Below are 22,418 nucleotides of genomic sequence, written 5' to 3' on the forward strand. Positions count from 1 at the left end.
AATAGGTAAAATAAATGCTTCAAGAAAACACTGCAAATAATACAGCAATTTGGCATCGACTTGTTGAGAGCGAGATTGTTTACATCGAAAGCCGTCAAAACTTTATCATAGATTGTCCAAATAAGGTAGCAATTTTTCATAAAGCTCTACATACCCCATACCCCTGCCGACAGAGGTACAGCATTGCGACTTATAGAGTATCTCAAAATAGAAGAACGCCAGCTTTTGTTCGACGATTTAATTGACTTAGCTAGCGTTTCGCACTCAGATATTGAACTTTGCCGCCAAGTTATTCTTGCTTTACCTAAATCATGGCTTATAGAAAATATTGAAACAAGTACCGCTAAAATTATGGAAAATGGAACGGATGAAGAGTACAGACGACTGTTAGAGCTATATATTAAAATTGACTTAGAACTGGCGGGAAGACTTGCTAAACAAGCATTGGATCATGCAGATCCTGACGTTTGCGAGGTTGGAGAAGATTTCGATAACTATATCAAAAGGGCAGGTAGCGAACGTATTGCTCTCAAAGTCAATTAGAGATCGTAGGCGCAAGCTGGGGCGTAGCCATCGCACTTTGATTGATGATATACTTTAAAAGTGCGATCGCTCTCTTCACCCAAGTAGTGCCATGACTGCTAAAACTCTCAGTGCCCCCGAACAAATAGTCGAGCTATCGAATATCAGTTGGCAAACTTACGAAACTTTGCTTGCCGAACTCAGTCATAGGCGACTCCGGCTAATATATAATCGTGGAAATTTGGAAATTATGACACCTTCTCCTGAACATGAACATTTAAAAGAAGTATTGGGTCGATTTGTTGAAACCTTAGCAGAAGAATTAGATGTGAGAATTGAGCCTCTTGGTTCTACTACATTCAAACGTCCTGAACTTCTTGGTGTAGAACCAGACAAATGTTTTTACATCCAGAATGTTAGTGCAATTAAAGGCAAAAAAAGACTCGATATGAGTCAAGATCCGCCGCCGGATTTAGTGGTGGAAATTGATATTACCAGCAGATCCGACAGTACGTTGCAAATTTATGCCGAGCTGGGAGTGCCGGAAGTGTGGATTTACAATGGTTCGCGGCTCAGAATTAACAGATTGGAGAGTCAAGGGTATGTGGAGTGCGATCGCAGTTTAGCATTTCCGAGTGTGGCTATTTTAGAGATTGTCAGTTTTCTGGAACAAGCGGAAACAATGGATTATTTGGAATTAGTTAAAGCATTTCGGAATTGGGTAAAGGGACAAATTAGTTAAAACCTCAAATAATCTTAACTTTGAATAAAGTTATTCCCCAGAGCGCTATAATCGCTGAATGGGAATATCTGGAGAAATCTCAATTATTGAAAGTTTGCCCATTTCAACTACTGTATTTCCGAGAAGTGTATTTTGCATCGCCTCAAACTTAGATTCTTCCTTGGCAATTCGTTCGTAGTGCAAAATAACGTGATAACGCTTTTCAATTGGCTCTCCAGAATCCGAAAGTTCCACCGCATCCCAATCTAGATGATTTTGAGACTCTTCGGCCCTCTGGCGGTAACGAGTGGCTAAATGTTCTAGGGCGATCGCGATCGCGTGTTCTTTCGTTTGTCCGTAAAAATTCATGGTATCATTAGGGCGATCGCTCAGAGATGACGAAATCTGACAAAGATACTGCCCGTTTGATTGAGCGCAAACGTCGATCGCAATTGTACCAGCAGTGCGATCGGGATTTATTTGAGTCATAAGCTGTTCGGCATTTAAAAGACGATAGTAGGGTGCGTCAGTCCATAAGCGTTTCCCTTGTCCCGTAACTATTCTAACTGACGCACCCTACAAGGCTGAAACTCACCACAGCACAAGTTTTAGGAGCCGGGGAAGCATGACCTATTTCAGGATATGTCGAAAAAAAGCTAAAATATCGATTAGTTTTCGTTGGACTTGTCATGTCGGAGAACAAATATGAGTTCAGTTGAGGAAACCGAATTGTCACAAATCGTTGACTTGCCACTCATAGGGTCTGCTGAACAATATCTCTTCTCAGTCGAAGACAATCGAGAGCGTGCTGATAAGCTAAAAGAATTACTTATCCCTAAGCTTAAAATAATCATTAAACAAGCTTGTGACCAAATTCACCAAGTTTATGGCACAGATGTACTCTCAGATTGTCGAATAACGACTACACCAGCTCATCGCTCTGGAGCCAAGAAAACCAAGCCATTCAAAATAGCAACCGCTGGCTTGATTATTAAAGGAATAAAAAATAGGTGTCTCCAACTGAGGTTCGAGTGTACTTATGATAGGTTGTATGTGCAAATTTATGGATTAAGAGGGTTAGAAAGCAATCCGATTGTCCAAGTCCTAAAAAATCATGTGGAAGATGTTACTACAATTTTGAAGCAGGGTGAATATTATATTTACTCTGATACTATTACACAGGAAGAAGCTGAGGGGTTAGAGTATGATGAATTCATTAACAAGCTGCAATTGGTTTCTGAACGAGATTGGAAAAGTACCTATATTTGGAGTCCATCCCTAATTCTTCCTATTAAAGACCTAGATGCAGCTCAGCGAGTGATTAATAACTTTGTCGAACTCTTTGCTATCTTTCGTGCTGCATCAAATGTGTTTCTTGGTGAGGAAGACCGTTTTGAGGAATACCTAAAATGTTTGTTGGATTGGCAAAATCCGCTTCAGGTTCAGGAATCTGTAACTACTAGATTGTTTCCTGATGAAGTAGATGCAGTACAAACATTTCGTGAGGGGGCAGTACGGCAAGTTTCAGTCAATGCCTATGAAAGAGAGCCTAAAGCTCGGCAAAAATGTATTGATTATTACGGTTCAAGTTGCTATATTTGTGATTTCGATTTTGGCAAAACTTTTGGACAACCAGGAAAAGGTTTCATTCATGTTCATCATCTAAAACCCCTTTCAGAAATTGCAGAAGAGTATGAAATTGATCCTATAAAAGATTTGCGTCCTGTTTGTCCAAATTGTCACGCGATGATTCATCGTCGTTCACCACCATTTAGTCTTGAAGAAATCAAGATGTTGTTGAAGTCTGCTCGTGGTTCTACTATCTAATATGTTTTGTTGACTTATTATAACCGATAGTTTACAAAAATTAGATCCCCGATTTCTTCAAAAAGCGGGGATCTAATTTTTCTGTTTGACTCCAGATAGCACCTACCAGGAGTCAAATACACTACTTCGCAGCTTGACGCTCTTTCGCTTCCTTGATCACTTCCTCAGCGATATTGCTCGGACAAGGAGAATAGTGCGAGAAAGACATCGAAAACTGGCCGCGCCCAGAAGTCATGGTACGCAAGTCGCCAATGTAGCCAAACATTTCGCTCAACGGCACATCAGCCTTGATCCGCGCGCCTGTTTGTCCGGTTTCCTGAGATTTCATCATCCCCCGGCGGCGGTTGAGGTCGCCGATGACATCGCCCATGTGATCGTCTGGGGTGAAGACATCGACATTCATGATCGGTTCCAGCAACTGAGGCCCAGCCTTGGGTACAGATTGGCGGTAGGCGGCTTTGGCTGCAATTTCAAACGCCATTGCTGAAGAGTCAACGGGGTGGAAACCTCCATCAACTAGGGTGAATTTCAAGTCTAAGCAGGGGAAACCAGCCAAGACGCCCACATCGATGCAGCTTTGGAAGCCTTTTTGCACCGCTGGCCAATATTCTCTCGGTACGCTACCACCAGTTACTTTTGACTCGAACACGAAGCCGCTACCGACTTCACCGGGTTCGACGATATAGCCGATTTTCGCAAATTGACCTGAACCACCAGATTGTTTCTTGTGGACGTAGTTGTCTTCGAGGCGTTTGGTGATCGACTCGCGGTAGGCTACTTGTGGTTCGCCAACTTCTACCTCGACACCGTGGGTGCGTCTGAGAATGTCCACTTTGATGTCGAGGTGCAGTTCGCCCATGCCCTTGAGAATGGTTTCGCCGCTTTCTTCGTCTGTCACCATGTGGAAGGATGGATCTTCTTGCACCATTTTCGTGAGCGCTGCTCCCATCTTTTCTTCGCCTCCTTTGAGTTTCGGTTTGACCGAAATGGAGATGACTGGTTCTGGGAAAACCATTGGCTCTAGGGTTGCGGGATTTTTGGGGTCGCAGATGGTGTGTCCGGTACGGACGTTCTTCATGCCCACAATCGCTATAATGTCGCCTGCTTGAGCCGAGTCAATTTCTTCGCGAGAGTTGGCGTGCATTTCTACCAAACGGCTGATGCGCTCGGTCTTGCCTGTGGCGGTGTTGAGTACGGTGTCGCCTTTGGATATCTTACCGGAGTACAAGCGGGTAAAGGTTAAAGCTCCGAAGCGATCGTCCATAATTTTAAATGCCAGGGCGCGCAATGGGCCTTCTGGATCGACGATCGCGAAATTGCCTGTTTCCTCGCCATCGAGATCAACTTCTGGCTGTGGCGAGACTTCCATCGGATTCGGCAGGTAGTCAACGACTGCATTGAGCACCAACTGCACGCACTTGTTCTTAAACGACGAGCCGCAGTAAGTCGGGAAAAATGCCATGTCGCGAGTACCCTTGCGGATGCACCGCTTGAGGTCTTCGATACTCGGCTCGTTTCCTTCGAGGTACTGTTCCATCAGGTGATCGTCCTGCTCGACGGCAAGTTCGATCAACTGTTCGCGGTATTTCTCGACATCATCCACCATATCGGCTGGAACATCGGTAATTTCGTAGTTCAGCGGATCGCCAGAATCATCCCAGATCCAGGCTTTGCGGGTCAGCAAATCTACCGCGCCGCAAAACTTTTCTTCAATGCCGATCGGCAAAACCATTACCATTGGTTTAGCTGCGAGGACTTTATCGACTTGCTTGACAACTCGGTAAAAATCTGCACCCGTGCGATCGAGCTTATTGATGTAGACAATACGAGCAACTTTAGAATCGTTAGCGTAGCGCCAGTTAGTTTCAGATTGCGGTTCAACTCCACCCGAACCGCAGAATACACCGATGCCACCATCGAGAACCTTCAGCGAACGGTAAACCTCGATCGTAAAATCGACGTGTCCGGGAGTATCAATGATGTTGAGCTGATGCTCGTTCCAGAAGCAGGTAGTAGCAGCGGATTGAATCGTAATCCCGCGCTCTTGCTCCTGTTCCATGAAGTCAGTCGTCGCCGCGCCTTCGTGAACTTCACCGATTTTGTGGATTTTGCCTGTCAGTTTCAGGATTCTTTCAGTTGTGGTGGTCTTGCCAGCATCTACGTGGGCGAAGATGCCGATATTTCGATAACGAGTGAGATCTTTCATAATTAGCGTTGAGATTAAATGCGACGAACCGTCGGCGACCAACTGCAAGCTTGACAAGCGAGGAATTAATTCTGCCTTACCAGCGAGTACGGGCTGGATTTCCTTTTCCCTGTTTTTGGCAGGACTATCTTAATTTTGACACTTCTCCGTCATTCCTGCGAAGGATTCTTGGGTGAATAAGAAGACCGGGCGGTTGAAACCGCGTCTACACAAACAAAACCTGCCTCCGCAGGTTGAAGACCGGGCGGTTGAAACCGCGTCTACACAAACAAAACCTGCCTCCGCAGGTTGAAGAATGGGCAGTTAAAATTGCGTTATTTTATTCAGTCCGCGGAGGCGGACTTCGTTTTTGTAGAAGCGGTTTCAACCGCCGTCTAATAGAAGAGAAGACCGGGCGGTTGAAACCATAGGTCTAAGTCAAAATCGAGCCACTCATCATCCGGCGATATCTCCGATCCAATTCATCCCGAACCACCGGCCACTGATTCAAACTTTCATCACTCTCAATTACCATTTGAGCCGCCGCCCTCGCCAACTCCAAAACCTCCTGATCCTCAACCAAACTCGCCAAAGCAAAATCCGGTAAACCCGACTGCCGCATTCCCAAAACCTGACCAGGCCCGCGCAATCTCATATCCATTTCTGCAATGAAAAAGCCATCTTGAGATTGTTCTAAAACCTTCATTCTCTGCATAGCTTCCGCAGTCTTGGAACCGGGCATTAACAAACAATAAGAACGGCTTTTGCCCCGACCAACTCGACCCCGCAACTGGTGCAATTGCGACAGTCCAAAACGCTCCGAATTTTCAATCATCATTACCGTTGCATTCGGCACGTCCACTCCCACTTCAACCACAGTCGTAGATACTAAAATATCAGTTTCTTTGTCCCGAAACTTAGTAATTGCCTCATCTTTGTCAGCACTGCTCATCCTACCGTGGAGCAAACCCACTTTAAATTCAGGAAATATACTTTTTTCGAGTTTCTCTTTTTCCTCAATTGCCGATCGCACATCCAACTTTTCCGACTCCTCCACCAGAGGCAGCACCACATAAACCTGACGGCCGCTCGCCACTTCCCGGCGAATCAGATCGTAAGCTTGGATGCGTTCTTTGGCAGATAGAACAGTCGTTTGAATCGGCTGCCTGCCGGGGGGAAGTTCATCAATTTGACTCACGTCTAAATCGCCGTGGAGCGTCAGCGCCAGCGTCCGGGGAATGGGAGTTGCGGTCATCGTCAAAACGTGGGGAGATTCACCTTTTTGCTGCAATTTAGCGCGCTGCTGCACACCGAATCTGTGCTGTTCATCAATTACTGCCAAACCCAATTTATGGAAATTTACCGTATCTTGAATCAGCGCGTGAGTTCCCACTAAAACAGGTAATTCTCCGGTTTCTAACTGGCTGTGAATTTCCCGGCGCTTTGCTACCTTTGTTGAACCAGTTAACAGTTCGACAGACAAGTGCATCAAATTAAACCAACCTACCAATTTGCGGTAATGCTGTTCTGCTAAAACTTCTGTTGGTGCCATTAAAGCGGCTTGATAACCGGATTGAATTGCTGCTAGCATTGCGACTACGGCGACTACGGTTTTGCCCGCGCCGACATCGCCTTGTACTAATCTGTTCATCGGTTGCGGCGAAGCTAAATCGTTGAGGATGTCGTTAATTACTCTTTCTTGAGCATTTGTCAACGCAAAAGGCAATATTTGGTAAAAATCTGCGATTAATTTACCACTAGGAAGGATGACTGCACTAGCTTGAGCTTTTCTTTGGGTTTGGCGACGCTTTAAAAGTCCTAATTGTAGGTAGAAAAATTCGTCAAAAACTAAGCGGCGGCGGGCGGCGGATAGACAATCGCGATCGAGCGGGAAGTGAATATTTGCCACCGCATCGGCTAAACCCATTAAGCCGTAACGATCGCGCAAATCCTCCGGTAGTGATTCCGACAACAGTTTCGCGGCGGGAATTGCAGCTAAGATCGATCGTCTCACGGAACCCGCATCCACCCCTTCCGTCAGCGGATAAACTGGTATCAGGCGGCCGACTTTCATAGATTCGATCGCACCGCCGGAATCGTCTAATACTTCTAACTCAGGATTTTCTAAAGTAATCCCATATTTACCCTGTTTCACCAACCCCGAAGCAGCGACTACCGCACCAGTACAATACTCGCGCTTTTTGAATTCTTGCCAGCCGCGATTACTGTAGCGAGGGCCTGCAAAAAAGCGACTAATTTTAATTTCTCCGGTACTGTCTTTTAAAATTACTTCTAATATCGTTAACTTCTTATTTTTCGGGCTAGAAAAGCAATTGCAGCGCTTTACTTCGGCGATTAAAGTGACTGTTTCCCCAGCTACTAACTCGCGAATTCGTACTTGCTTTGCATAGTCGATGTGGTTGCGGGGATAGTAGTAAAGCAAGTCGTATACGGTGTCTAAACCGAGTTTTAGCAAGCGGTTGCCGTTGGCGGGGCCGATGCCGGTCACGCGCGTTAACGGTTGGTCAAGGGTCAGGCTGGCTGCTGGGGGTGCTGTATTCAGGGGTGCGGTTCGGGGGGCAGAAACGGCTGGGATGATTGTATGAAGAGCGTTTTGTTCGATCGGGTGCTGGGTTTTTTCTTCCCAAACTTGCTCCATTTGTCTGAGAAAACTGACCGTAATCAAGAGCAAATGCTGGCGCTGTTCGAGATCCTTCTGAGGGTAGATGTCAAATTCAGCAGCTAGTTGTCTAGCTCGATCGCGCGAAGAACCCGCCACAGCGCCTGCAAGCTGTCTCAAGCTGAGGCCCAGAAACTCGCTGAAGCGGTATTGACTGCCCTGAAGGTCGTTAAATCCGCGATCGGCTTCTACTGAAAGAGCTTTTTGCAATCGCTGCCATTCTGGTCGATCGATAGTCATATCAATTTATAAAAGAAGGAAGAAGGAAGAAGAAAGAAGGAAGAAGGAATAAAAGCTTATGTTTCAGGAATTTAACAAGGTTGTTACAGTCTTGGCGGTTGTCATAACTTTTGTTTAAAAGAGCTCCTACCAAAAAAAGTATAGCACCGAGAACTGAGAAACCCAGTTTATCTAATAAACCTGGTTTCTCAACACCCTAAAAGCTTTAGGTTTTTCCCCTCAAACCTCGAACCTGCATCCGTTAAATCCCGTACATTGCTGGTTGCCGAACTTCCTTCTTCCCTCGAAGCTCTTCCTTATGTCAACTGACAACTGACAACTGACAACTGTCAACTGTCAACTGTCAACTGTCAACTGACAACTGACTAATCTTCAAACCAACTCGATCGCCAAGCCGACTCAGCTTCCACCACCGCCATTTCCCGCTGCTTTTTCTGGTAATCGCGGCCGAGGGAGTTCAATTTTACAGAGAGGTTGCGAATTTGCTGGCGCCAAGCCGAGGTTCCCGCATCAGCAAACTCTATTTCCGACAACCGCAGTTTAATCGCTGTAATGTGCAAAGCATTAGTACCCGGTCTTTTTTTCAAGTTTGGCGGTGCTGGTGAGCTATCTGTTTCAATGATTAAGTTTAATAAGTTAGGTGGGCCCGCCACGCTGTCGCCGGACAATTCAGCACCAGAAGCAGCTTCTAGAACCTGTTCTGGCAATTGACTGGGCAAGATTCCCGACTGTTGCAGCAAGCGGTTGGTATCGCGAGAAAGCAGTTTGATCATCTGGGCGATCGACTTTTCAATACTATTTTGCCAGCGCGCCAAACTTTCGGGAGAATTGGCAGTTGGCACCTGGTAATTGGCCACTGAAAATAAATATTTAATGGCGGAAAGTTGTTTGTTTTCCTCTTCTTCCTCTTCTTCCTCTTCTTCTTCTTCTTCCTCTTCTTCCTCTTCTTCCTCTTCTTCCTCTTCTTCCTCTTCTTCCTCTTCTTCCTCTTCTTCTTCCTCTTTTTCCTCTTCTTCCTCTTCTTCCTCTTCGTGTTTGTCTAAGTCCTCTTCCTCTTCCTCTGCTTCTGATGCAGTCACCAGCGATCGCAATTTTTCCTCCGACGCCGCAGCCAAACGCCTTACAGACTGCTGCATTTTCTGCCGCCCGTCGAAGGACAACTTGAGAAACGACTCAGGCACCGCTTGAGTGCAAAGGTGATAACAAGCCAAAATTAACTGCTGCCGCACCGCTTGTCCCAACGCAGTTAAATAACCTTCGTAGGTACTGCGAAACTCTAAATTTAAGACTGCTAAGGCCTCTTCGAGTCCTGCCAAATCTTGCTCTATGCGCTCTCTTGCTCCCACCATATCTCCCGTATAAAATTAAAATAGGACGTATAAAATTAAAATAGAACGATCGGCAAAAAACCCGGTTTCTGCCACAAATTGTCTGACTCAAAGAGTGAATTCTGCTTAGAAACCGGGTTTTTAGTACGCAGTGTATGAGTCCTGCAAAAATTAAAAATTAAAAATGCAAAAAATTAGCTTTTCACATTTTTAATTTTTAGTTCTCAATCTTAATTTCCGATTAGCTAACAGCACCGATTTGGGCTGCAACTTCATCGGCAAAGTTAGCTTCTACTTTCTCAATGCCTTCGCCGAGCACAAAACGCACGAAGCGGCGCACTTCGACCTTTTCGCCGATTTGGGCGATCGTTTGTTTCACCAACTCTTCCACCGAGATATTCTGATCTCTAATAAAAGGCTGATCCATCAAAGATAACTCTTTCAAACGCTTATCAATCCGCCCTTGAACAATCTTTTCTTTGATGTTTTCTGGCTTGTTGCCCAAGTCATCCTTGCCCATTTCAATTGCCTTTTCGCGATCGACAATTTCGGCGGGGATATCTTCAACTTTCACGTATTCCACATTTGGGCAAGCTGCAATTTGCATCGCAATATTCCGCACCAAAGCTTGGAAATCTTCGCGGCGGGCGACAAAATCGGTTTCGCAGTTAACTTCCACTAAGACACCGACGCGGCCGCCAGTGTGAATGTAGCTGCCTACAATACCTTCAGAGGCAACTCTTCCACCTTTCTTGCCTGCCGAAGCCAGACCTTTTTTGCGAAGCCACTCAATTGATATTTCGACATCGCCATCGTTTTCAACGAGGGCTTTTTTGCAGTCCATCATGCCCGCGCCAGTTTTGTCGCGCAGTTCTTTAACAAGTTTTGCAGATATGTCCGCCATCTTCTTTAAGTTCCCAATCAAATCAAAATTAGTTATTAGTCATTAGTCATTAGTCGTTAGTCATTAGTCATTAGTCATTAGTCTTAATGTTAATGATTAGACAAGAGTTAAGAAATAGCAAGTCAGCCTTCTGGCGGATTTGGTACCTGTAGCACCTGAATTAATTTTGGCGCTAACACTGCGGAATGCTTTTGTCAGAAATCTACTAATGACCGAGACTAATGCCATTTACAATTAAAAATTAAAAATGTCCAATTAAAAATTATTATTTTTAATTTTCAATCTTTAATTTTTAATTGCCTGGTGTCAGATGCCGATCGCAATACTAGCTTTCGGTTTCTGCGCCTTCAGCGTCGGCTGCTTCGTCGGGATCTACATAATTGGGGTCATCCAATTCTTCGATTTCGACATCGTATTCAGCGCCTTCGTAACCACCTTCATAGTCGTAGTCTTCGTCACCTTCGCCGACTTGTTGACCGTGACGACCTTCGTAGATGGCATCAGCCAACTTGCCGACAATCAGTTTGATCGATCGAATAGCATCATCATTTGCTGGAATCGCAATGTCAACCAAATCTGGGTCACAGTTGGTATCCAACAGAGAGACGATCGGAATTCCCAGCTTTTGGCATTCCAACACAGCATTATACTCGCGGCGTTGGTCTACCAGCACCACTCCGTCAGGAATCTTACGCATAGTTTTGATTCCGCCCAGATACTTCTGGAGTTTGGCCATTTCTCGGCGCAACACTGAAGCTTCTTTTTTCGGCAGCAAATCTAGAGCGCCGATTTCCTCGCGGCGTTCCAAATCCTTGAGGCGTTCCACGCGGGACTTAATCGTCGTCCAGTTGGTGAGCATTCCCCCCAGCCAGCGCTGGTTGACGTAGTAAGCACCGCAGCGTTGAGCTTCTTGGGCTACAATCCCCGCAGCTTGGCGCTTTGTACCCACGAACAAAAACTTTTTACCTTTTTCCGAGGCCACTCTCATGTACTCGTAGGCTTCTTCCATAAGCTGAGCGGTTTGCACGAGGTCGATGATGTGAACCCCGTTGCGCTCTGTAAAAATGTAGGGAGCCATTTTCGGATTCCACCGACGGGTTTGGTGTCCGAAGTGAACCCCTGACTCTAACATTTGAGCCAAACTAACTACTGGCATTGTATTTTTAACTCCTGTATTCGGGTTAATCCTCCACCCGGTAGTATTTCTGAGGGTTTGCGCCCTTGAAACACCCGAAAACCCGGATGTGCGAATTTAAACAACTTTTCTAGTCTATCACAGGGCTTACCACTTTTTCTGACTATCTTAGATCCGTAGGGTTGGGCTGCCGGTGCGCGCCCGCTTGAGTGAGATGCGGGTGCGTAGATTGGGTGCGGGGGCGCACGCTACGGTTAGAGTGACTAGCAAGCGCATCTTAATAAACCCAAAATTCAGGTTTGAGGTTGTCAAAGCCTTTGTTAGCCTGTGAGACAATGGCGTTGGTGCGTGTCTTGTGCCTTATAGTTCGATCGAGCTTGTATTCATTTTGTTCGATCGGTAATTCTGCCAGCTTTACCAGAAAGAATTGGTTTAAAGCCGGAACCCTTCTAAGGAGAAATTAAAAGCAGACTATTTATTACCCCAATCCTCTTCCTTATTTTGTCAAGTGCTGTCAACCCTTATCCCTTGCGAGCGGGCAAGCTGTCAACTGTCAACTGTCAACTGTCAACTGAATGCCGTCCCTTCTCGATCCGCAAAAACCCCAAAGCTAAAAACGCCATGCCCATCCCCATTCTCGTCCTGCTGGAAGTTCTAATTGTGATCGCACTTTCCCGACTTGTCGGCTTAGGATTTCGAGCGATCAAACAACCTCAAGTCATTGGAGAAATTGTAGCAGGAATTATGCTAGGGCCTTCTCTTTTCGGTTTGGTCGCACCAGATTTAGCAACAGCACTTTTTCCAGCCGAAGCCGTTCCCTTCCTCAACGTGCTGTCTGAGGTGGGGCTGATATTTTTCATGTTCTTGATTGGTTTAGAACTGAATCCCAAGTATCTCAAAAACAATTTAGATATAGCGATATTAACTTCCCACGTCAGCATTTTAGTGCCGTTTTCCCTGGGCAGCATCCTAGCACTGCTGCTGTATCCGATCGTTTCAAATAATAGCGTTTCATTTACAGCCTTTGCCCTATTTTTAGGCGCTGCGATGTCAATTACTGCCTTTCCAGTGCTGGCCAGAATTATTACAGAACACAACTTGCAAAATACAAAATTAGGGACGCTAGCCCTAACTTGCGCTGCTGTAGACGATGTGACGGCGTGGTGTTTGTTAGCGGTGGCGATCGCAGTTACGCGCACTAACTCGATGATCGGCGCTTTGCCGACCATTATTGAATCTATAATTTACATCGGTTTTATGTTGACTGTAGTGCGCTGGTTCTTGCAGCGGCTTTCCAAGCACTACAACCGCACGGGCAGATTAACGCAGTTAGTGCTGGCGGGAATTTACATGGGAGTTGTAGCTTCTGCCTTAATTACTGAATTGATCGGCATTCATTTAATCTTCGGTGCATTTTTGCTTGGTGTGGCTATGCCAAAAAATGCCGGACTCACCAGAGAATTAGCTGAAAAAACCGAAGATTTTGTCCTGATATTTCTGCTGCCAATCTTTTTTGCTTACAGCGGTTTGCGTACTCAAATCGGGCTGCTCAACAGTCCCGAATTGTGGCTGCTGTGCGCCGCAGTTTTAGGAGTAGCAATTATTGGAAAATATGTCGGCACTTACGTTGCTGCTAGAGTTTGTGGCATTAGCAATCGCGAAGCTTCGGCGCTTGGTTGGATGATGAATACTCGCGGTTTGACTGAACTAATTGTGCTGAATATCGGTCTGTCTCTGGGTGTAATTTCGCCGCTATTGTTTACGATGTTGGTGATTATGGCTTTAGTCACAACTTTCATGACTTCGCCACTGTTGGAGTGGACTTATCCAAAACGATTAATTCGGTTAGACATCTCAGAAGTGAGTTCAGAGGATTCAGAATTAAAAGATTCGCCAATGGCTGGAGAAAGCGCAGAAATCAACAATAAATTGCTGCCAACTTATCGAATTTTAGTGCCTGTTGCTAATCCTAGTACGCAGAAAGGTTTGCTGCAACTGGCGATCGCCCTGGCGCAGCCTGCGGCAGGTACGGGTGGTAGTGATTTGCAGTCGGCGGCGGTTCATCCTCTGAGTTTGATTGAATTAAATGAGGATTATGCCTTTCAAAGTACGCCCGCAGAAGCCGATCGCATTATCCAGGAACGGCGATCGAAATTATCAGAATTGATTGAGAGTTTGGAATTGCCGGATGCGAGAAAATTCGTGCATCCCATTATTCGGGTTACTAAGGATGTGGCGCGGGAAACGGCGCAAATCGCGGAAATCGATCGCGCGGATTTGATTTTGGTAGGATGGCACAGGCCTACTTTTAGCAGCAACCGTTTGGGAGGACGTGTCGGCCAAATTCTCAGCAGCGCTAAGGTGGATGTAGCAATTTTTGTGGACAGAGGCCGGGAACAGTTGAATAATTTGTTAGTGCCTTATGCGGCAAATATTCATGATGATTTGGGGTTGGAATTGGCGCTGAGACTGTTAGTTAATAGCGAGGAACGCCGTTTGACGGTGCTGCGGGTGGCGGTTGAGGGGGAAGAGGGAAATGAGCTGAGTTACGAGTTTCAGCGAGTGATGGAGCAGTTGCCGGCTGAGGTGCGATCGCGCATTGAAACTCCGATTGTGGAGGCTGCTGAGCCAATTCAAGCGGTGATTGCTGCTTCTGCTAATGCTGATTTGACGATTGCGGGTACGAGTCGGGAGTGGGGAATTGAACGCCAAACTTTGGGACAGTATACTGATGAGTTGGCGGTGCAGTGTCATTCTTCGCTGCTGATTGCACGGTGTTACGTTAAAGTGCGATCGCACTTAGCGTCGGTACTCACTCAAGGGTAGTTTGTTGACTGTTGACTGTTGACTGTTGACTGTTGACTGTTGACTGTTGACTGTTGACTGTTAACTGTTGTCATTGGAAGCAATGCCCAATGCCCAATGCCCAATCCCCAATCCCCAATTCCCAATTCCCAATTCCCCAAATTATGATTAATTTAAATTTCAAGTTGTTATCATTTTATGGTATTTCGATCGCCTTGGTTGCCGTGCTGTTTAAGGTAGTAACTGCTTACGGAGAAACAAATTTAAAGGCTCCTCCGGCAATTGCTGGAAGTTATCGCTTTGATGCTAAAAATTTGCCCGATTGCCTGAAATCTGATGCTTTGGTATTGACAATTGAGCAATCGGGTGTTTATTTGAGCGGTAATTTGCGATCGGGTAACAGCGAGGCCGATCGGGAAAAAATAGCCGAGGAGAAACCTTCTCTAGTTGGGAAGTGGGAAAATCAAGGGTTGAGCTTGTCGGGTGCGGTTCCTAATTTAGCGGGTTGCAGCGACTCCACAGCGATCGGTCAAAACAGTTCTGTTAAACTGCGAGGGATTGTGGACGGAGAAAGCCTCAAGGGAAAAATTAGTCTGACGGATCGGGCGGCGGCTAGTGATTTTACGGCTCAAAGAGAAGTGGCGGCGAAACCCCAGAAGCAGGAACATTGATCGATCGCCATCGGGAATCGAGAATCGGGAATGGGTAATTGTCAAATTCTTTGTCTCTCTCCGACTCTCCGCTTCTGGCGTGGCGAAGCAAGGAATCAAAAAGCTCCGGCGGCGGGGGCGGGGGAGTGGACGATCGAACTCCCGCCACCGGAACTCGCCTGCGACGGTCGGTTGCTGGTAGATTGATAAATATACTTAAAAGTGAATGATAAAAATAAAGTATCTCTGAGAAGTCCTTGGTTCAGAATTTGTCATGCCAAAGACCCCGCATAACCGTATAGTTTGTTTGGAATGGATGTTGCCGTGATCTTAATGCCGTCAGAAACTTCGCTTACCGAGTCAAACCCGTTGATTTTAGACAGTTTGCCAGACTTGTCGCCGAACGATGGCGGGTGTCCCCGCCGGGCTAGATTGCAAATTGATTTGATGTTGCTGGCGATCGAGGCCTTGTATCTCGGAGGTGCTGAAGAAATGCTGGCAGTGTCGAAGGAGTTGGAATTGGAGTCAATTATCAAAAATCGGGTTGCCTTTTGGCTGATGCGCAATACTAACCCGCTGAGACGCTATACCCAGCGCCGCTCCCTGACTGTTGTGGAGGCAAAGGCGCTGGTGGCGATCGCCTGTAATATGGCGCGCAAGTTAACTGCGACAATTCGGCAGTTGCTGCTAGATTCGCAGCAGTTGCGATCGAGAAATATACCCCTAAATCAGAACTTGGTGCTTTTCGAGTATTTAGAACGTTTTCGAGCTCACTTTCGATCGCGCATGAACCCCAAGCGATCAGTAGTTGTAGCTTATGATTCCGACGAAAAGCTGGACGAACTAGCTTTAAACTTGTTGAGCAAACTGCTATTTTGTACAGGAACAGCCGGAATGCAGCGCTTCTGGGTTAGCCTGTTTGATGGAGAAGTGGAGTAAAAATGACTATTAGGCGTCAGTACAGTCTGCCAAATTGCACCCTAGTTCTAGAAGGGTTGAGCGATGGATCGGCAGCCAGCCAGTTAGAGACACGGCCAGTGCTTTCCATACTAATGAGTGCTGAATGCTATGTGACAGGGATCGGAGAGCCCCTGACGGGGGGACGAGAATTTTTTGAAAGCTTAGTGAGGGCCGTCAGTAGCTACGCTCAAGAATTTATGAGCGGAGTCCATTATCCCGATCGCTACGGCCCGAATTTGAGCATGGTACAGTTCCACAGAATTGATGGGAATTCGCACCGTTTGACCGTTCTACCCGCCTCCACAGGCAGCACCACCCAAATAGATCAAAAAACAGAACTGTCGGCGGTCGTAGATTTGACGACGGTACAGCTATTTGACTTGGTAGAGGCGATCGACCAATTTTTTGCCGACACTCAGACGCTACCGGAATTGTCGCTGCAATTAACCCCCATTTCCAAGCGTTATATCAAGTCTGCCGAACCTTTGGCGCAGCGGAGTTTGCCCGCGGTGGTGGGGGTGTCGAGTTTGGCTTTAGCGGCAATGGCGTTTTTCTTGGTACCAGTCCCCGAAGTCCAGCGCCCCAGAGATCCGGTACCACAGCCCAATGCTGCCGGCCAGAATCTGGGAACGCCCAATCCGGGTGGTTCAGGTTCGCCGAATCCCAATCCCACACCTGCGGCTGACGGTTTGCTACCTGGGGATAAAACTCCGAAAGCTGAATCGAGTTCACCAACTCCGAGCACTTCGCCGCAGTCGGACACTTCACCCTTGGCCACACCGCAGTCGAGCATTTCACCCTTGTCCACACCGCAGTCGAGCATTTCACCGGAAAGCACGCCCAGTCCTGTTTCCGAAGGTTCGCCCAGCCCTGGGGCAGCAGCCGTGCCGATTACAGATGCGGCAGAAATTGAGGTGTTGAAGGGTAAACTTTCCCAACAAATTGACGGAGTTTTGAAGAATCAGCGTGCTGTTGATGCGGAGTTGGTTTATCGGGTGAGTGTGGGTAAAGACGGCGCGATTGTCGGTTATAAGTCGGAGAATTCCGCAGCAGTCGCGAGATCCGCGGATGCGCCGTTGTCGGAGTTGCTTTACAAACCGGTTGGCACCAGGCCACCTGCGGAACCGCTGGCTGATTTCCGAGTAGTTTTTGCACCGGGTGGCACTGTGGCAGTCACTCCTTGGTAATGGTTGATTGTTGACTGTTGATTGTTGACTGTTGACTGTTAACGGTTGACTGTTAACGGTTGACTGTTGACTGATACCAAATCCCGCTTAAATGCTCCCTCAATCTCTTAGTCTGCGGAGGCAGACTTGGTTTTTCTAGTAGCGATTTCAATCGCCGAATCATCTACAAACCGATTGCTGATTCAAATTCCTGTCGGTGCGATCGGCTCAATGTCTGGGTCAAATCCTCCGACTTGATTTGTGCGAATTATCCACAAAAATGCTCCCTGTTTTAAGAGAATTTTGGCAATTTCATCTTGAGTTCGCTTGGGTAGCATTGTTCGGTAACTAATCGCAGCTTTGATCAAGTTCACGATACCAGCAAAAAAAGTTTTTTTCAGTTCCGAATCAATCCCCGCCAATCTCGTATTTTTGCGCCAATCTGGACGGACAATACCAAGGGGAATTAATACTTTTTCTAAACTCTCTCCCAAAGCTACTAACTGATGAAATCTTTTGGTTTGTGCGTGGGTAGGATTTGTTTTTAGCCAGTCCTGAATTTGAGGATTTGACTCGATTTCGGCAGTGATTTTTTTAATCGTAGCGTAAATTGCCTGACTGGAATCTTGGACGCAAGAAGTTGCTGGCGTGACTAAAGTTGCACCGGTGCCGTCTCCGCTGCGGTAGCGCGCCATCATAATATCTAGTTGCTGGTTTAATTCGGTTAAAGGCGACAAAATGATGCCGTCAAAATCGTAGTCGTAACACACGCAGTCTAATTTACAAATAATATCGCACATCGGGCGATCGCCCAACCAGCCGCGCTGCAAGTCTCCCATGTAACTTTGCCATTTGCTCGAACCTGCCACAATTCCATCGGGGTTGTGGGCATAAACTTGTTTGTATTCTATGTCAAAACGTAGTTCGCTGGTAAAGCGATCGCGCACAACTTTTGCTACTCCAAAAGCAAAATGTCCGGTGACAATTCCCAGCGGTGCCGATTCGCCTTTTTTGCCACCGATACCGCCGAAACAGTGAATCACAATGCCGATGTCTCCTTCTTGCCAAGGGGAGATTGCAGTGTTTTCTGTAGCGTCATTTGGCGATAACAATACTCTTTTTGCTTGTCCTTTTTCAGCGGTGGTATTTTGCCAGTTTTCGCTGCTTAAATAAGCCAGAGATTTTTTCAGTCCGAAATGTGTTTCATCCGGTGTTAATTGGGCAATTTTGCGGGGTTCGATTGCCTGCACTACAAAAATACTGTCTTCGTCTTTTTCGCCGTAAATGTACCAGCCGTCTGGATTTAATGGCGATTGTTCGATCAGGTGATTGGTAGACCTCGCTATGCCATTTTTATCTGGCTGTACTTGCGGAATCCGAATGATTTCGGCCGCGCCGTCAAATTGTTGGGATGTTTTGCTGAAATGCCGGACAATAAATTTGTCGCTGTCGGGTTTTTGGCGCTGTAAAATTGAGACCAATGCACACAAACGTCCGATAATTTGTACTGGTTCGCGATCGATAATTAGTTCTTGCCGATCGCTGCTGCTGTCGTTGATGACAATCACTGGCCTGCGTAGCATCACAGTCACGCTGTCTTCGCGTCTGCTACCTGCTAGAGTTTCTAGAGGGCCGACATTTCGCCAACCGTTCAATCTATCTGGATGAATATTGCCTGATTTTTGACTTTTTTGAGTTTGCTTAGTGAAACTGATATCTTGACTGACGGCGTGGACAAAAAACTGTACTTGACGATTTGTACTCCACTTCAACAATGCTATTTTTCCAATAAAACTTTGATATTTTTTTGGTGCATTTATTACTTCAAAAAATACTGATCCATAGGTCTCGCGCTGTTCGCTTAATGGTAAAATTAAGCGCCCATGCCAAAGTGCGATCGGGTTGTATAGATAGGCAACTGCTGCTGAATCTTCGCAGACGATCTCTGGCTCAAGCGGTTCTGAAATCTCGCTTTCTCCTCCCCAAAAAGCCGCTGTATAACTTGCATCATTTTCAACAAACTGCGGCTCTAAAAAAACGTTTTTAGCTGCGGCAAAATTGGCAGTTGAGTATCGCGATCTTTTGGCTAATTTTGCTCTAAAAGAATGGCGATTTTCCTCCAAATTATCCTGCAACCAATTGATAAAAATCCGAATACAAATAAAAACTGTTAGACCGAAAACAACAGCCAAAACAGTCAGCAGCAGAGTCAAAATAAATTGCTCGAAAAATTGACCTGCAAGTAAAAGAATTGTGGGTCTGATCGAAGAAGATGCCGCCATAATATCTAAAAACGAGTTTTAGGTTCGATCCAGTCTGTGCTGGCTTGAGTGCCGAAAACTAGGGGTTTGTCTTCGCTGACAGATACTGTTTGGCCGGTCGTATCGACGGCGCAAAGAGGCCAAGATCGATCGCCCAAATTGCCGGCACGGAACAGAACTTGTCCGGGACAAACTTGACTCCAACCCAACAATACAGCATGAGTGTAAAGACTGCGAGCCGGAGCAACGGTATAAGTGTAATTATCATTTTTATCCCAAATGACCGCGTAGTCGGACATATCGGAAGAGTTGAACAGCGCTTCAAATTCGCGGGCGAGAACGCGGGAACCGTCTTGATTCCAAGAAACAGGCACTAAAATGGCGATCGTCCCGGACATATCTGTGTCATCGCTAGCATACATTCCGCTTTCCGCCAGCGGCGAAGCAGCCGCCACCGTTTGCAGTTCCCCGGTTTTGAGATTTTCCACAAACATGACGCTACTAACCCGACACTCGGCTAATTCCGGCTGTACTTGCAACTCAATTCGACTGTAAGCCGCGTATTGGCCGTTAGTTGAAACTAAGGAAGGACTGCGATAGTAACGGAGGCCCGTGCCGCTAGTTGAACTCACCTTAGCGTGAGTGTCACTAATCCATTCCCAAGGAACGGGATAGGCGCTATTTAAAGGGTCGGTCATCGGTTTTTTGTCCAGAAGGTCTACAGTATTATCTAACAGATTTAGGCTTACACGCGGGGGACTAGAAATCCGGTTTCTCAGCAGATGCTGCGCGGCTAAACCCCAGATTTCTAGAAACCGGATTTCTTTTTTAGATTAGACATCTTGCAAAAGTCCTTTTAATTAAATTTTAGGACGGGCTAGAAGCCCATCCCACAAGAAAGAAAGATTTTTGTGGGATGGGCCGGAGATCCCGTCCCAGCTACTTTTGCAATCTTGTCTATTTGAGATTGGAGAAAAAATCTCAAATCTCAAATCTCAAATCAGATAGGATAGTATCGAAATTAATCTGGTATGTGCACCGAGAGGGAGGTAACATGACGCGAACTTCTAAACAAATACCTTCAATCCCCCCGACTCGCGCCTCCAAGTCGCGGGGAAAAGGCTTGCTTGTACTGTCGCTGATATTTCGATTGCTGCTGCTGGGAGTAGGCAGCGGTTTTGCGTGGGTTTTGGGGATGACGATCGCCCAAATTTACCCCTCACGCGCCACGGAAATGCCGATCGCCGAGAGATTGCTGCGCCTAACTCAAAATTTGACCCCCAGCCCGAAACGCGCCCCAGCAAAGCAAATTCCGGCGCTTCCCGCACCAACCGTTACACCGAGTCCCCAGTCAAAAGTCAATCCGGCCTTGAGAGAGAAATTGCAAGGAGATTTGAGACAGTTGCAGGGCGAGCTCAACGCGCTAATTGGGCGCACAGCGGCTTTAGAGAGTCAGTTGGGTAGCAGTCGCCCGACGGAAACTTTGGAAAAGCGGTTGCAGTTGATGTCGCGGGAATTGGCTGCAACCGCAACTGCAACCGCTTCTCCTCTGGCTTTACCCACATTAAGCCCTGGAAATGCCAACGCGCAGCCGCAGAATGCGAAAAATCCGTTTGGAGGGGATGGGCTGATGGTAACTCTCCCCAGCGATGTTTTGTTTGATACGGGCAGCATTTCTCTGCGGGCTGGAACCAGTGCGATTTTGGACAATTTGGTGGCGGAGTTGCGCAGTTCTGAGGGGGCGACGGTGCGGGTTGCGGGCCACACTGACGACGTGGGGGAAGAGGCGGAAAATCGCAATGTCTCGTTGGCGCGGGCTCAGGCTGTGGTGCAGTATTTGTCTGGTGTCCTCGGTCAGAGTTATCATTGGGTGGCGATCGGCTACGGGGAAAGTCGCCCTTCGGTGGATAATAGTTCTGATATCAATCGGCAGCGCAACCGCCGCATTGAAGTGGCAATTAGTCATTAGTCATTAGTCATTAGTCATTAGTCATTAGTCATTAGTCATTGGGCATTGGGCATTGGGAATTGGGCATTGGGCATTGGGTATTGGGCATTAGTCATTAGTCATTAGTCATTAGTCATTAGTCATTAGTCATTAGTCATTGGTCATTAGTTAGCGGGCTTCTAGATACTAGACTTATTTCCTAAGTCTTTGATTGATAGATCGACCGCAGATATGAGCGGATAAACACAGATCAACGCAGATGATTTCAATATAGTTTGTGAATTCTGACAATTCAAGTCTACTGTGTTGAATGTTCAAGGTGTTATAGACGGTAAGTCAGAATTATTTTTAGCTTGATTTATTGTCTCTCGATGTTCACTCCTCAGCTTCGGTTTTAAATACAAGTTCTCAACTAAAGCCGCCACTCCCGCAAACCAAGGCGGCACAATTATTGCGCCGATAATTCCCAATACTTGCACGCCTCCCAAAACAGACAGCAATTGATATAAAGGATGCACGCCAACCGAGGAACCAACCAGCAACGGATCTAGTACGTAAGTTTCTAAGTTTTGGATAAATACAAATAAGAGCAATACCCACAAAAGTATCCAGCCGCCTTTAGCTAACGCTACGATTAATGCTGGTACTGCGCCCAAAACTGGGCCGATGAAGGGAATCAGATTTGTCACACCTGCGATCGCACCTAAGCCTAAAGCAAACTCCGGCATTCCCAAAACGCTCAAACCTGTGGTAATAAATATCCCTAAAATGCCGGAAACCAACACCCGCCCGCGAATGTAACTCCCCATCCTTTGACCGATGGGAGTTGCTTGGGCGGCTAATTTTTCATCCCAAGGTTTCGGGAAAAACTGCACCAAACTTTTAATTAATGTGTCGCTGTCGGCTACCATGTAACCGGAAATAAATAATGCTAAAACTAAACTGAAGAAGCCGCCGAGAATGCCTCTTGTTAAACTGTACGATCGCAAAACCAGTTGTTGGCTAGATCGGTAGTGATAAATATGTAGTGATTAGATATTCATTGGCTCAAAACATAGTTGTAATGATGGATAAAATACCAAATAG

General features: G+C 46.5%; 17 protein-coding genes and 1 pseudogene. 9 read left to right on the forward strand and 9 right to left on the reverse strand.

The window, feature by feature from the left end:
- Positions 1–183 precede the first annotated feature (183 nt).
- Both QUB52_RS11365 and QUB52_RS11370 read left to right on the forward strand, forming a co-directional pair.
- Positions 184–543, forward strand: coding sequence for a hypothetical protein (locus tag QUB52_RS11365; protein ID WP_332973224.1), 360 nt, complete (start codon positions 184–186; stop codon positions 541–543).
- A 91-nt stretch (positions 544–634) separates the two neighbouring features.
- Positions 635–1,264 carry a Uma2 family endonuclease gene (locus QUB52_RS11370; RefSeq protein ID WP_265233347.1) on the forward strand — a complete coding sequence of 210 codons (630 nt, stop codon included), beginning with the start codon at positions 635–637 and terminating at the stop codon, positions 1,262–1,264.
- Positions 1,265–1,309: 45 nt separating this feature from the next.
- Here the strand turns inward: QUB52_RS11370 and QUB52_RS11375 are convergent, their stop codons facing one another.
- Entirely contained in the window at positions 1,310–1,732 is a 423-nt protein-coding gene (locus QUB52_RS11375; protein WP_332973223.1) for a hypothetical protein, read from the reverse strand.
- A gap of 216 nt (positions 1,733–1,948) precedes the next feature.
- Here QUB52_RS11375 and QUB52_RS11380 point away from each other — a divergent pair, with 216 nt between their 5' ends.
- Entirely contained in the window at positions 1,949–3,070 is a 1,122-nt protein-coding gene (locus tag QUB52_RS11380; RefSeq protein WP_332973221.1) for an HNH endonuclease, read from the forward strand.
- A gap of 121 nt (positions 3,071–3,191) precedes the next feature.
- On the opposite strand, the gene fusA is transcribed toward QUB52_RS11380, so the two are convergent.
- From fusA to rpsB, 5 genes are all read right to left on the reverse strand, one after another.
- The gene (fusA, locus tag QUB52_RS11385; protein ID WP_265233344.1) at positions 3,192–5,276 is read right to left on the reverse strand and encodes an elongation factor G; all 2,085 of its coding nucleotides are present in this window, start codon (positions 5,274–5,276) and stop codon (positions 3,192–3,194) included.
- 412 nt (positions 5,277–5,688) lie between these two features.
- The gene (gene recG / locus QUB52_RS11390; RefSeq protein WP_332973219.1) at positions 5,689–8,175 is read right to left on the reverse strand and encodes an ATP-dependent DNA helicase RecG; all 2,487 of its coding nucleotides are present in this window, start codon (positions 8,173–8,175) and stop codon (positions 5,689–5,691) included.
- Between the two features lie 365 nt (positions 8,176–8,540).
- Positions 8,541–9,524, reverse strand: coding sequence for a hypothetical protein (locus QUB52_RS11395; RefSeq protein ID WP_332973218.1), 984 nt, complete (start codon positions 9,522–9,524; stop codon positions 8,541–8,543).
- Positions 9,525–9,744: 220 nt separating this feature from the next.
- The gene (tsf, locus tag QUB52_RS11400) at positions 9,745–10,407 is read right to left on the reverse strand and encodes a translation elongation factor Ts (protein WP_265233341.1); all 663 of its coding nucleotides are present in this window, start codon (positions 10,405–10,407) and stop codon (positions 9,745–9,747) included.
- Positions 10,408–10,732: 325 nt separating this feature from the next.
- Positions 10,733–11,563 (reverse strand): 30S ribosomal protein S2, encoded by an 831-nt coding sequence (gene rpsB / locus QUB52_RS11405; RefSeq protein ID WP_265233340.1) that lies wholly within the window; start codon positions 11,561–11,563, stop codon positions 10,733–10,735.
- A 600-nt stretch (positions 11,564–12,163) separates the two neighbouring features.
- Here rpsB and QUB52_RS11410 point away from each other — a divergent pair.
- The 5 genes from QUB52_RS11410 to QUB52_RS11430 all read left to right on the forward strand — a co-directional run bounded on the left by QUB52_RS11410 (position 12,164) and on the right by QUB52_RS11430 (position 17,144).
- Positions 12,164–14,368, forward strand: coding sequence for a cation:proton antiporter (locus QUB52_RS11410; protein WP_265233339.1), 2,205 nt, complete (start codon positions 12,164–12,166; stop codon positions 14,366–14,368).
- Positions 14,369–14,457: 89 nt separating this feature from the next.
- Positions 14,458–15,018, forward strand: coding sequence for a hypothetical protein (locus QUB52_RS11415; protein WP_332973217.1), 561 nt, complete (start codon positions 14,458–14,460; stop codon positions 15,016–15,018).
- A 30-nt stretch (positions 15,019–15,048) separates the two neighbouring features.
- Positions 15,049–15,204, forward strand: coding sequence for a hypothetical protein (locus QUB52_RS11420; protein ID WP_265233337.1), 156 nt, complete (start codon positions 15,049–15,051; stop codon positions 15,202–15,204).
- A 105-nt stretch (positions 15,205–15,309) separates the two neighbouring features.
- Positions 15,310–15,936 (forward strand): DUF3038 domain-containing protein, encoded by a 627-nt coding sequence (locus QUB52_RS11425; RefSeq protein ID WP_265233336.1) that lies wholly within the window; start codon positions 15,310–15,312, stop codon positions 15,934–15,936.
- 2 nt (positions 15,937–15,938) lie between these two features.
- Positions 15,939–17,144, forward strand: coding sequence for a DUF4335 domain-containing protein (locus tag QUB52_RS11430; protein WP_265233335.1), 1,206 nt, complete (start codon positions 15,939–15,941; stop codon positions 17,142–17,144).
- A 182-nt stretch (positions 17,145–17,326) separates the two neighbouring features.
- Here the strand turns inward: QUB52_RS11430 and QUB52_RS11435 are convergent, their stop codons facing one another.
- Together QUB52_RS11435 and QUB52_RS11440 are read right to left on the reverse strand one after the other, a co-directional pair.
- A complete protein-coding gene (locus QUB52_RS11435) occupies positions 17,327–19,405 on the reverse strand; it encodes an abortive infection protein (protein ID WP_332973216.1) in 2,079 nt (692 codons plus the stop codon).
- A gap of 5 nt (positions 19,406–19,410) precedes the next feature.
- Positions 19,411–20,082: a hypothetical protein gene (locus QUB52_RS11440; protein ID WP_332966618.1), complete on the reverse strand. Its 672-nt coding sequence runs from the start codon at positions 20,080–20,082 to the stop codon at positions 19,411–19,413.
- 356 nt (positions 20,083–20,438) lie between these two features.
- Here QUB52_RS11440 and QUB52_RS11445 point away from each other — a divergent pair, with 356 nt between their 5' ends.
- Positions 20,439–21,353, forward strand: a complete 915-nt coding sequence (locus tag QUB52_RS11445; protein ID WP_332973215.1) for an OmpA family protein — start codon at positions 20,439–20,441, stop codon at positions 21,351–21,353.
- Between the two features lie 293 nt (positions 21,354–21,646).
- Here the strand turns inward: QUB52_RS11445 and QUB52_RS11450 are convergent.
- Positions 21,647–22,345: pseudogene (locus tag QUB52_RS11450) on the reverse strand (AI-2E family transporter); the annotation flags it as partial.
- Between the last annotated feature and the right edge of the window lie 73 nt (positions 22,346–22,418).

This window comes from Microcoleus sp. A6-C6 (assembly GCF_036705955.1).
Taxonomy (GTDB): Bacteria; Cyanobacteriota; Cyanobacteriia; order Cyanobacteriales; family Microcoleaceae; genus Microcoleus.

Coding starts and splice junctions, on each gene's coding strand:
- QUB52_RS11410 (WP_265233339.1), top strand. CDS start 12,164: ATGCCCATCCCCATTCTCGTCCTGCTGGAAGTTCTAATTGTGATCGCA.
- tsf (WP_265233341.1), bottom strand. CDS start 10,407: ATGGCGGACATATCTGCAAAACTTGTTAAAGAACTGCGCGACAAAACT.
- recG (WP_332973219.1), bottom strand. CDS start 8,175: ATGACTATCGATCGACCAGAATGGCAGCGATTGCAAAAAGCTCTTTCA.
- QUB52_RS11435 (WP_332973216.1), bottom strand. CDS start 19,405: ATGGCGGCATCTTCTTCGATCAGACCCACAATTCTTTTACTTGCAGGT.
- QUB52_RS11420 (WP_265233337.1), top strand. CDS start 15,049: ATGGGTAATTGTCAAATTCTTTGTCTCTCTCCGACTCTCCGCTTCTGG.
- QUB52_RS11430 (WP_265233335.1), top strand. CDS start 15,939: ATGACTATTAGGCGTCAGTACAGTCTGCCAAATTGCACCCTAGTTCTA.
- QUB52_RS11425 (WP_265233336.1), top strand. CDS start 15,310: ATGGATGTTGCCGTGATCTTAATGCCGTCAGAAACTTCGCTTACCGAG.
- QUB52_RS11380 (WP_332973221.1), top strand. CDS start 1,949: ATGAGTTCAGTTGAGGAAACCGAATTGTCACAAATCGTTGACTTGCCA.
- QUB52_RS11445 (WP_332973215.1), top strand. CDS start 20,439: ATGACGCGAACTTCTAAACAAATACCTTCAATCCCCCCGACTCGCGCC.
- QUB52_RS11375 (WP_332973223.1), bottom strand. CDS start 1,732: ATGACTCAAATAAATCCCGATCGCACTGCTGGTACAATTGCGATCGAC.
- QUB52_RS11415 (WP_332973217.1), top strand. CDS start 14,458: ATGCCCAATGCCCAATCCCCAATCCCCAATTCCCAATTCCCAATTCCC.
- fusA (WP_265233344.1), bottom strand. CDS start 5,276: ATGAAAGATCTCACTCGTTATCGAAATATCGGCATCTTCGCCCACGTA.
- QUB52_RS11395 (WP_332973218.1), bottom strand. CDS start 9,524: ATGGTGGGAGCAAGAGAGCGCATAGAGCAAGATTTGGCAGGACTCGAA.
- rpsB (WP_265233340.1), bottom strand. CDS start 11,563: ATGCCAGTAGTTAGTTTGGCTCAAATGTTAGAGTCAGGGGTTCACTTC.
- QUB52_RS11370 (WP_265233347.1), top strand. CDS start 635: ATGACTGCTAAAACTCTCAGTGCCCCCGAACAAATAGTCGAGCTATCG.
- QUB52_RS11440 (WP_332966618.1), bottom strand. CDS start 20,082: ATGACCGACCCTTTAAATAGCGCCTATCCCGTTCCTTGGGAATGGATT.